The organism is Streptomyces sp. SID5785 (assembly GCF_009870065.1).
Classification (GTDB): Bacteria; Actinomycetota; Actinomycetes; order Streptomycetales; family Streptomycetaceae; genus Streptomyces.
On sequence record NZ_WWIA01000899.1, the window covers coordinates 1 to 9,070 of the forward strand.

7 protein-coding genes are annotated in these 9,070 nt (G+C 73.9%); 4 read left to right on the forward strand and 3 right to left on the reverse strand.

Translation table 11 applies throughout. The annotated features are described in order from the left end of the window. Positions 1 to 218: 218 nt before the first annotated feature. Positions 219 to 1,043, reverse strand: coding sequence for a maleylpyruvate isomerase family mycothiol-dependent enzyme (locus GTW43_RS29495; protein ID WP_161305046.1), 825 nt, complete (start codon positions 1,041 to 1,043; stop codon positions 219 to 221). Positions 1,044 to 1,244: 201 nt separating this feature from the next. Between GTW43_RS29495 and GTW43_RS29500 the strand changes: the two genes are divergently transcribed. After that, a complete protein-coding gene (locus tag GTW43_RS29500) occupies positions 1,245 to 2,045 on the forward strand; it encodes a carbon-nitrogen family hydrolase (RefSeq protein ID WP_161305047.1) in 801 nt (266 codons plus the stop codon). A gap of 18 nt (positions 2,046 to 2,063) precedes the next feature. On the opposite strand, the gene GTW43_RS29505 is transcribed toward GTW43_RS29500, so the two are convergent. Then, on the reverse strand, positions 2,064 to 2,561 hold the full coding sequence (locus GTW43_RS29505; protein WP_161305048.1) for an LURP-one-related family protein: 498 nt from the start codon (positions 2,559 to 2,561) through the stop codon (positions 2,064 to 2,066). A 264-nt stretch (positions 2,562 to 2,825) separates the two neighbouring features. On the opposite strand from GTW43_RS29505, the gene GTW43_RS29510 reads away from it, so the two are divergent. The 3 genes from GTW43_RS29510 to GTW43_RS29520 all read left to right on the forward strand — a co-directional run bounded on the left by GTW43_RS29510 (position 2,826) and on the right by GTW43_RS29520 (position 7,584). After that, positions 2,826 to 4,313 carry an FG-GAP and VCBS repeat-containing protein gene (locus GTW43_RS29510; RefSeq protein ID WP_161305049.1) on the forward strand — a complete coding sequence of 496 codons (1,488 nt, stop codon included), beginning with the start codon at positions 2,826 to 2,828 and terminating at the stop codon, positions 4,311 to 4,313. Positions 4,314 to 4,424: 111 nt separating this feature from the next. Then, positions 4,425 to 5,711: a hypothetical protein gene (locus GTW43_RS29515; RefSeq protein WP_161305050.1), complete on the forward strand. Its 1,287-nt coding sequence runs from the start codon at positions 4,425 to 4,427 to the stop codon at positions 5,709 to 5,711. Positions 5,712 to 5,757: 46 nt separating this feature from the next. Next, positions 5,758 to 7,584 carry an NHL domain-containing thioredoxin family protein gene (locus GTW43_RS29520; protein ID WP_161305051.1) on the forward strand — a complete coding sequence of 609 codons (1,827 nt, stop codon included), beginning with the start codon at positions 5,758 to 5,760 and terminating at the stop codon, positions 7,582 to 7,584. A 74-nt stretch (positions 7,585 to 7,658) separates the two neighbouring features. Here the strand turns inward: GTW43_RS29520 and GTW43_RS29525 are convergent, their stop codons facing one another. Further along, complete coding sequence (locus GTW43_RS29525) at positions 7,659 to 8,957, reverse strand: M18 family aminopeptidase (protein ID WP_161305052.1); 1,299 nt, start codon at positions 8,955 to 8,957, stop codon at positions 7,659 to 7,661. Positions 8,958 to 9,070 lie beyond the last annotated feature (113 nt).

Here is a 9,070-nt window from a genome sequence, read left to right on the forward strand (position 1 = left end):
GCGCCGGGCCGAACGCCCCTGGAGGGGGCGGGTGGTGGGAGAGGGGCTGGGGCGCGGCCCGGTGGTGCTGCGGGGAGCGCGTCTCGCGCCGTGGTGCCTGAGCGTCGTCGCCGACGAGCCGTGCCGTCGTGGCTGGCCGAGCGGCCCTGAGCGGGGCGCGCCCGGCGCCGGGCCGAACGCCCCTGGAGGGGGCGGGTGGTGGGAGCGGGGCCGGGGCGTCAGGGCGTGACGCGGAGGGCGGTCAGGATGGCCTCCGTCAGGGGCTGGTCGCCCTCGACCTTCAGGCGGTCCCGCACCGCGTCCACCGTCGTCCGCCCGCAGGACAGCAGCACGTACGTCTCCCAGTCCGTGGCGATCGTCGCGGCGGGTCCGAGCGAGGGGGCGCCGTCGATCGTGCCCTTGCCGTCGGCGTCGACCCGTACCGTCCGCAGGAACTCGACGGGCCCGTGCACGTCGAAGACGACCGCCGAGTTCGCCGGCGCGCCCGCGTCCTTCGCGACGATCTTCGGCAGGACCGCGAGCAGCATGTCCCGGGTGACGTGGGCCCCGGGAGAGTCGAGGTTGCCGGGGGCGTCGAGCGTCCGGCGCAGGTCCTGCTCGTGCACCCAGATGTCGAACGCCCGCCGCCGCATCGCGTACTCGAGGGTCTCCTCGACCCCGCGCGGCCCGCGCACGATCGTCCCCGGATCGCGCGTCTCGTTCCGCAGGTGCCGCGAACGGCGGATGATCGTGTACTCCAGCTCGGAGACCATCTCGGGCGCCGTGTGGTGGCGGCGCACGTCGACCTGGATCTCCTGGTACCGCTGCGACTCGGTCTGCACGTGGTACAGGTCGCGGGGCAGGGTGTGGATGGGCCGCGGGTCGCCCAGCATCTCGCAGTCCGCACCGATGATGTGCGAGACGACGTCCCGCACCGACCAGCCGGGGCAGGGCGTCGCCCGGTTCCACTCACCCTCCGCGAGCGGTGTCACCAGCTCGGATATCGCTTCCACGGAGTGGGTCCAGGCATCGGCGTAGGACTGAAGGCTGGGGTGGAGACTCACGGAAGGGGACCCCTCGGGCGGTTGTGCGCGGGCGTTTGAGTAGTCGGCGGGCGCGGGCGGTGGGTGTCTCGGGACGCGTCGGCGGGGGTCCGGGGGCTCCCCCGGAGATGCACAGTACGCTGCCCGGAGGTACCCCTGCAGTGCTTTCGTGTGACGATCGTAGGCCGCTCTTGACGGCTCGAATGCCAGGACGGTGGTAGTGTGCGCGCCTCCCTCATCCAGATCGCGGTAAACGAGGACGAATCGGTCGACCGGCGGCGGGCGCGGGTGAGTTCGCTCGTCCGTGACCAGGCAGGTTCCGCCGACCTCGTGATCCTGCCCGAGCTGTGGACCACGGGCGCCTTCGCCTACGAGCTGTTCGCCGAGGAGGCCGAGCCCCTGGAGGGCTCCACCTACGAGGCCATGTCGAGGGCGGCGGCGGACGCGGGCGTCTGGCTGCACGCCGGTTCGATCCCCGAGCGGGACCCCGAGGGACCGCTGTACAACACCGCGCTGGTCTTCGCCCCCGACGGCACGCTCGCCGCCGCGTACCGCAAGATCCACCGCTTCGGCTTCGACAAGGGCGAGGCCGTCCTGATGAGCCCCGGCGCGGAGCTCGTCGCGGTCCGGCTCCCGGAGACCGTGCTCGGCGTGACGACCTGCTACGACCTGCGCTTCCCCGAGCTGTACCGAGGCCTGGTCGACCGCGGCGCCGAGACCCTCGTCGTGTCGGCCGGCTGGCCCGAGCGGCGCCGCGCGCACTGGACCCTGCTCGCGCAGGCCCGCGCCGTCGAGAACCAGGCGTACGTGCTGGCCTGCGGCAGCGCGGGGACGCACGCGGGCGTCGAGCAGGCGGGCCACAGCATCGTCGTCGACCCGTGGGGCGAGGTCCTCGCCGAGGCGGGCGCGGGCGAGGAGGTGCTGCGGGTGGAGTTCGACCCGGCGGAGGTGGCCACGACCCGCGACCGGTTCCCGGCCCTCAAGGACCGCCTCCTCGGGCTCGATCCGCCGCGGCGCCCCTGAGGATCCGCGCGCCGCCGCTCAGTCGAGGTCGCCGCGCTCCTTCTCCGCGAGGTGGATGACGCACACGGCGATCGCGACGAGCAGCGCCGGATCGGCGTCCTCCCGGATCACGTTGACCCCGTACGTGTCCCGCACGCGCAGCCAGCGCCGGGAGATGTCCGCGAGGAGTTCGCCGTCGTACTCGACGGCGAACTCGCGGTCGAGGATCTTCCCGCTGACGTCGAGCTCCGTGCCGTCGACCAGCTCGACCCGGTAGTGGTTGCGCAGCAGCGACAGGCGTTTGCGGCGGATCTTGGCGAGCTGCCCGCCGTCCCGCTCGATCACCATCGTGTCCCGCAGCGCGAACATCTTCTGGTGGATGTCGATCAGGACGCGTCCGTCGGGCCCCTTGAGCTCGAACGTGTCGCGCAGTCGCATCGCCTTGCCGTCGACGAGGAACGCCTTGCGGCCGTGCTCGTCCTCGATCCAGTAGTCCTCGCCCACGGCGAAGAGCCGTTCCCGAACTTCGTAGCGCATGAGAGGGAGCCTGCCCGCCCCGGGCCCCCGGGACGCGTCCCGCACGCAGCCGGGTGAACCGGAACCCGCCCCGCGGTCACCCTCCGTGGTCAACCTCCGCGAAAAGGCACAGAGTTGGGTGCCGGGTGCAACCACGAGTGGAACTCACGGGTCACAGGAGGTGGACGTGACCTTTCGACCGAACGCGGAAGCCGGACGCCGAACACCCGGCGCCCGGAGCCGAACGCCGAAGAACCGAACGCCGAACGACCGAAGGAACCCCCCATGTCGCGCGCACGCTCCACGCGGATCGCCCTGCTGTCCGCCGTCCTGGTGGCCGGCGGCCTCTCCGCCGTCTCCCTCGCCCCCACCGCCGTCGCCGCCACGGGCGGCAAGGCCGCCCCCGCCGACGACTTCAACGGCGACGGATACGCCGACCTCGTCTCCGCCGCCCCCGGCGGCACCGTCTCCGCCAAGGCCCAGGCCGGCTACGTCGCCGTCACCTACGGCTCGGCCGACGGCGTCGACCCGGCCCGCAAGAAGCTGATCTCCCGCTCCACCACGGGGATCCCCGGCTCCGCCACCGCCAAGCAGAAGTTCGGCACCTACGTCACCAAGGGCGACCTCGACGGCGACGGCTACACCGACCTCGTCATCGGCTCCGGCGACGCCACCGGCAGCAGCGTCATCGTGTGGGGCTCGGCCTCCGGCCTCACCGGCGGCACCGACCTCCCCGGCTACGGACGCGCACCCCAGGCGGGCGACTTCGACGGCGACGGCACCACGGACCTCGCCCTGTTCGCGGGCGTCGGGTCCTACGGCGACGACCCCATCGCCCAGGAGACGGCCCTGTGGAAGGGCCCGATCTCCCGCGCCGGAAAGCCCGCGTCCACCGGCGACTTCATGGACCGCTCCACGTGGTGGGGGTACGGCGACGCCGACGGCCCCGCCTGCGCCGACACCGACGAGTGCGTCGACGGCCCGCACTCCATCAGCGGCCCCGCCACCGGAAAGGCCGTCGGTGACGTCAACGGCGACGGCCGCGACGACATCGCCTTCCTCAACTACGACGGCGACGGCATGTGGGCGAACAGCGTCCTGTACGGGGGCGCGGCCGGGTTCAAGCGTGGCGGCTGGGCGCCCGGCGTGCGCGGCTCGCTCGCGGTCGGCGACGTCAACGGCGACGGCATCGACGACGTCGTGACCGGTGACGGTGACGGCGACGGCATGGAGGAGAACGACCCGCAGGTCCAGATCGCCTTCGGCGCCGAGGACGGCCTGTCCAAGGACCGCGTCCAGAGCTTCGACCAGTCCCTGCCCGGCTTCTACGGCGCCCAGGAGAACGGCGACCACCTCGGGTCCTGCATCGCCGTCGCCGACGTCACGGGAGACGGCCGGGCCGAGGTGGCCCTCGGCATCTCCGGCGAGGACTTCGGCGGCAAGACCGACGCCGGATCCTTCGCACTCCTCCAGGGCACCGCCACCGGCGTCACCGGCACGGGCTCCCAGGTCCTCAACCAGAACAGCGCGGACGTGCCCGGGGTCGCCGAGACCGGTGACGCCTTCGGCGCCGGCTGCGCCCTCGCCGACCTGAACGGCGACGGCCACCGCGACCTGGCCGTCTCCTCGACCGCCGAGAACGCCTCCTCCGGCGCCGTCTGGACCTTCCCCGGCGGCGCACAGGGCGTCACCGCGGCCGGCTCCACCGCCTTCAACCCGAAGGATCTCGCCGCCCCGGAGACCAAGGCCCTGCTCGGCAACCCGCTCCGCTAGGGCCTCTCCGGACACGGCCCGGGCCCGCGCCGTACGGGCGCCCCCGCCACGGGACACCCGTACGGCCCACCCGGCGCGCGGTGCGCCGCGGGCGACCGTCTCCTTGAGGCCATGACCAGGGACGACGAACTCACCGCGCTGCGCGCCCGGGTCGCCGAACTGGAGGCCGCCCGGCCGCCCGCCCGGCGCGCCGGGCGGGCGACGTCGGTCCTCGCCGTCGTCCTCGTCCTGCTCGCCGCCCTGCTCACCCCGCTCGCCGCGGTCGCCGTCTGGTCCGACGCCTTCATCGGCGACACCGACCGCTACGTCGCCACGATGGCCCCGCTCGCCCACGACCCCGACGTGCAGGACGCGGTCGCCGGCCGTGTCACCACCGCCGTGATGAGCCGCCTCGACATCGACGACCTCCTCACCGGTGTCGCCCCCGCCGACCGGCCCCTCCTGGAGAAGGCGCTCGGCGCCGCGAGCGGACCCGTCACCGACGGGCTCACGTCGTTCGTCCGCGGCACCGCCGACCGCCTGGTCTCGGGGCCCGCCTTCGCCGCGCTGTGGGAACGGCTCAACCGCACCGCGCACCGGGCCGTCGACAAGGCCCTCACCGGCAGCGGCGGCGGCGCCGTCAAGGTCGAGGACGGCATGGTCACCCTCGATCTCGCGCCCGTCGTCGAGGAGGTCAAGGACACCCTCGTCGACCAGGGCCTCACCGTCGCCGCCCGGATCCCCGAGATCCACACCGGCATCACCGTCATGCAGTCCACCGGCACCCTCGCCCAGGCCAGGAAGGGCTTCCGCCTCCTCCAGCTCCTCTCCTGGGTGCTGCCGGTGCTCGTCGTGCTCCTCGCCGCCGCGGGCGTCCTGCTGGCCCGGCGCCGCCGCCGCGCCCTCGTCACCGCCGCCCTCGCCGTCGCCGCGGGCGCCCTCCTGCTGGGACTCGCCCTCTGGCTCGGCCGCGCCTACTACCTCGACGCGCTGCCCGCGACGGTCTCCCGGCCCGCCGCGGGCTCCGTCTACGACACGCTGGTCCGCTTCCTGCGCACGAGCGTCCGCGTCATCGCCGTGCTCGGCGCCGTCGTCGCCCTCGCCGCCTGGGTCGGCGGCCCCGGGCGCTGGGCGCGCGCCGTGCGGGCCGGCTGGTGCGGTGCCATCGGCTCGGTCCGCGAGGCCGTCACGTCCGGCACCTTCGGCCCGGTCGGCCCCTGGGTGCACCGCATGCGCACCTGGCTGAACTGGACGGTCGCCGCCGTCGCCGCGGCCGTCCTGCTCGCCTGGGACTACCCGACCGGCGCCGTCGTCGCCTGGATCGCGGTCGCCGCCCTGTGCGCCCTCGCCGTCATCGAGTTCCTGGACGTCCCGGAACTGGGCGACGAGATCACGGCACCCGCACCGGCGGCGTCCTGAACGTCCGGGTGCGGCCCGCCGTCCGCGCAGGTGGCAAGCTTGAAGCATGAACGATGCCGCCCCGGTGCCCCCCGACTCCGTACCCGCCCGCCGTGCCCGTGTCCGCGCCCCCGAGCTCGTCGGGGCGGGCGGCTGGCTCAACACCGGCGGCAAGGAGATCACCCTCGCCGACCTGCGCGGCAAGATCGTGATCGCCGATTTCTGGACCTTCTGCTGCGTGAACTGCCTGCACGTCCTCGACGAGCTGCGGGAGCTGGAGGAGAAGCACCGGGACACGGTCGTGATCGTCGGGGTGCACTCCCCGAAGTTCGTGCACGAGGCCGAGCACGCGGCCGTCGTCGACGCCGTCGAGCGGTACGGCGTCGAGCACCCGGTCCTCGACGACCCCGAGCTCGCGACCTGGAAGCAGTACGCGGTGCGGGCCTGGCCGACGCTCGTCGTGATCGACCCCGAGGGGTACGTCGTCGCGCAGCACGCCGGTGAGGGGCACGCGCACGCGATCGAGACGCTGGTCGCGGAGCTGGAGGCCGAGCACGGGGCGAAGGGCACGCTGCGCCGCGGCGACGGCCCGTACGTGCCGCCGGAGCCGGTCGCCGGTGATCTGCGCTTCCCCGGCAAGGCGCTCGTCCTGCCGTCGGGGAACTTCCTGGTGTCCGACACCACCCGGCACCAGCTGGTCGAGCTGGCCGCGGACGGCGAGAGCGTCGTGCGCCGGATCGGCAGCGGGGAGCGGGGGTTCGGGCCCGACGCGTTCAACGAGCCGCAGGGGCTCGCGCTGCTCGACGAGCGGACCGTGGTGGTCGCGGACACCGTGAACCACGCGCTGCGGGCCGTCGACCTCGAGAGCGGCGCCGTCACGACGCTCGCCGGCACCGGCCGGCAGTGGTGGCAGGGATCGCCCACCAGCGGGCCCGCGCGCGAGGTGGATCTGTCCTCGCCGTGGGACGTCGCCGTGTTCGGCGGCCGGGTGTGGACGGCGATGGCCGGTGTGCACCAGCTGTGGACGTACGACCCGGCGACGGGCACCGTCGAGGTCGCCGCGGGCACGACCAACGAGGGTCTGGTCGACGGCCCGGGCGACGAGGCCTGGTTCGCGCAGCCGTCCGGGCTCGCCGCCACCGAGGACCGGCTGTGGGTGGCCGACTCCGAGACGAGCGCGCTGCGCTGGGTGGAGCGGGACGGGACCGTGCACACGGCGGTCGGCACCGGTCTGTTCGACTTCGGGCACCGGGACGGGGACGCCGGGCAGGCGCTCTTCCAGCACCCGCTCGGTGTCACCGCGCTGCCCGACGGCTCGGTCGCGGTCGCGGACACGTACAACCACGCGCTGCGCCGCTACGATCCGGCGACGCGACAGGTCAGCACGCTCGCGACGGATCTGCGGGAGCCGAGCGCGGCGGTGCTCGCGGGGGACGACATCGTGGTCGTGGAGTCGGCCCGGCACCGGCTGACCCGGCTGCGGCTGCCCGAGGAGGCGGTGCGGGTGGACGCCGTCGCGCACCACACGCAGCGTGCCGCGACCGAGGTGGCGGGCGGCAGGCTGCGGCTCGACGTGATCTTCCAGGCGCCCGCCGGGCAGAAGCTCGACACCCGGTACGGGCCCTCGACGCGGCTGCTCGTCTCGTCGACGCCGCCGGAACTGCTCGTGGCGGGCGACGGCGCGGGCACCGAGCTGGCGCGTGAGCTGGTCCTGAACGCGGAGATCGAGGAGGGCGTGCTGCACGTGTCGGCGATGGCCGCGTCCTGCGACGACGACCCGGCCAACGAGTACCCGGCCTGCCACGTCCACCAGCAGGACTGGGGCGTGCCGGTGCGGGTGACCGAGGGCGGCGCGGACCGGCTGCCGCTGGTGCTGGCCGGCCTGGACGCCTGACGCCGTTTCCCGCGACACGCGTGAGGGGCCCGGGTCGTCCCGGGCCCCTCATGTCGTCTCACGCCCGCGCGGGCTCAGCCCTCCAGGAAGGCCACGAGAGCGTTCGCGAGCAGGAACGGGTCGTCCGCCCCGCACAGTTCACGCACGCTGTGCATCGACAGGATCGCCGCGCCGATGTCGACGGTCTTGATGCCGTGCCGTGCCGCGGTGATCGGGCCGATCGTCGTGCCGCACGGCATCGCGTTGTTGGACACGAACGACTGGAACGGCACCCCGGCCTTCTCGCAGGCCGCCGCGAACACGGCGCGGCCGCTGCCGTCGGTGGCGTAGCGGTTGTTGACGTTCACCTTGAGGATGGGGCCGCCGTTGGCCCGCGGGTGGTGCGTCGGGTCGTGCCGCTCCGCGTAGTTGGGGTGCACGGCGTGGCCGGTGTCGGAGGAGAGGCAGATCGTGCCGGCGAAGGCGCGTGCCTTGTCCTCGTAGGAGCCGCCGCGGGCGAAGACGGAGCGTTCGAGGACGCCGCCGAGCAGCGGGCCGTCGGCGCCGGTGTCGGACTGCGAGCCGTTCTCCTCGTGGTCGAACGCGGCGAGCACGGGGATGTACGGCAGGTCGTCCTGCTTGCTGACCTCGGCGAGGGCGGCGGTGCAGGCGTGCACGGAGAGCAGGTTGTCCATGCGGGGGCCGGCGAGCAGTTCGCGGTCGCGGCCCAGGTAGGCGGGTGCCTCGACGGCGTACGTCATGAGGTCCCAGCCGGTGATGGAGCCGCTCTCCAGCTCGTACTCCTCCTCGAGGAACGCGAGCAGGTCGCCCTCGTGGACGTCGTCGCCCAGGCCCCAGATCGGCTGCATGTGGCGCTGCTTGTCGAGCTTGAGGCCCTCGGGGGTGACCGAGCGGTCCAGGTGGACGGCGAGCTGCGGGACGCGCAGCAGGGGCCGGTCCACGTCGACGAGGCGCTCGGAGCCGTCGCGCAGGGTGATGCGGCCGGCGAGGCCCAGGTCGCGGTCGAGCCAGGAGTTGAGCAGGGGGCCGCCGTAGATCTCGACGGCGACCTGGCGCCAGCCCTGGCTGCCCAGGTCGGGCTGCGGCTTGACGCGCAGGTTCGGGGAGTCGGTGTGCGCGCCGACGATCCGGAACGGGGTGTGGGGTGCGGCGCCCTCCGGCACGTACCAGGCGATGATCGCGCCGCCGCGGACGACGAACTTGCCGCCCGTCGTCGCGTCCCAGGCGTCGGTCTCGGCGACCTGCCGGAAGCCGGCCTTCTCCAGGCGGGCCGCGGAGGTCGCGACGGCGTGGTAGGGCGTGGGGCTCGCGGCGAGGAAGGTCATCAGGTCGTCGGTGTGCCCACGATCGAAGGGGCCGGAGGGTCTGCGCATGCAGCCCAGGGTAGGCCCTGCGCCAGAACGGCCGCCCGCCCGCGTGCCGGGTGCGCCAGTCCGGCGGCTGCGGGTGAGCGAGGGCCGGCCGCGCAGTTCCCCGCGCCCCTGAA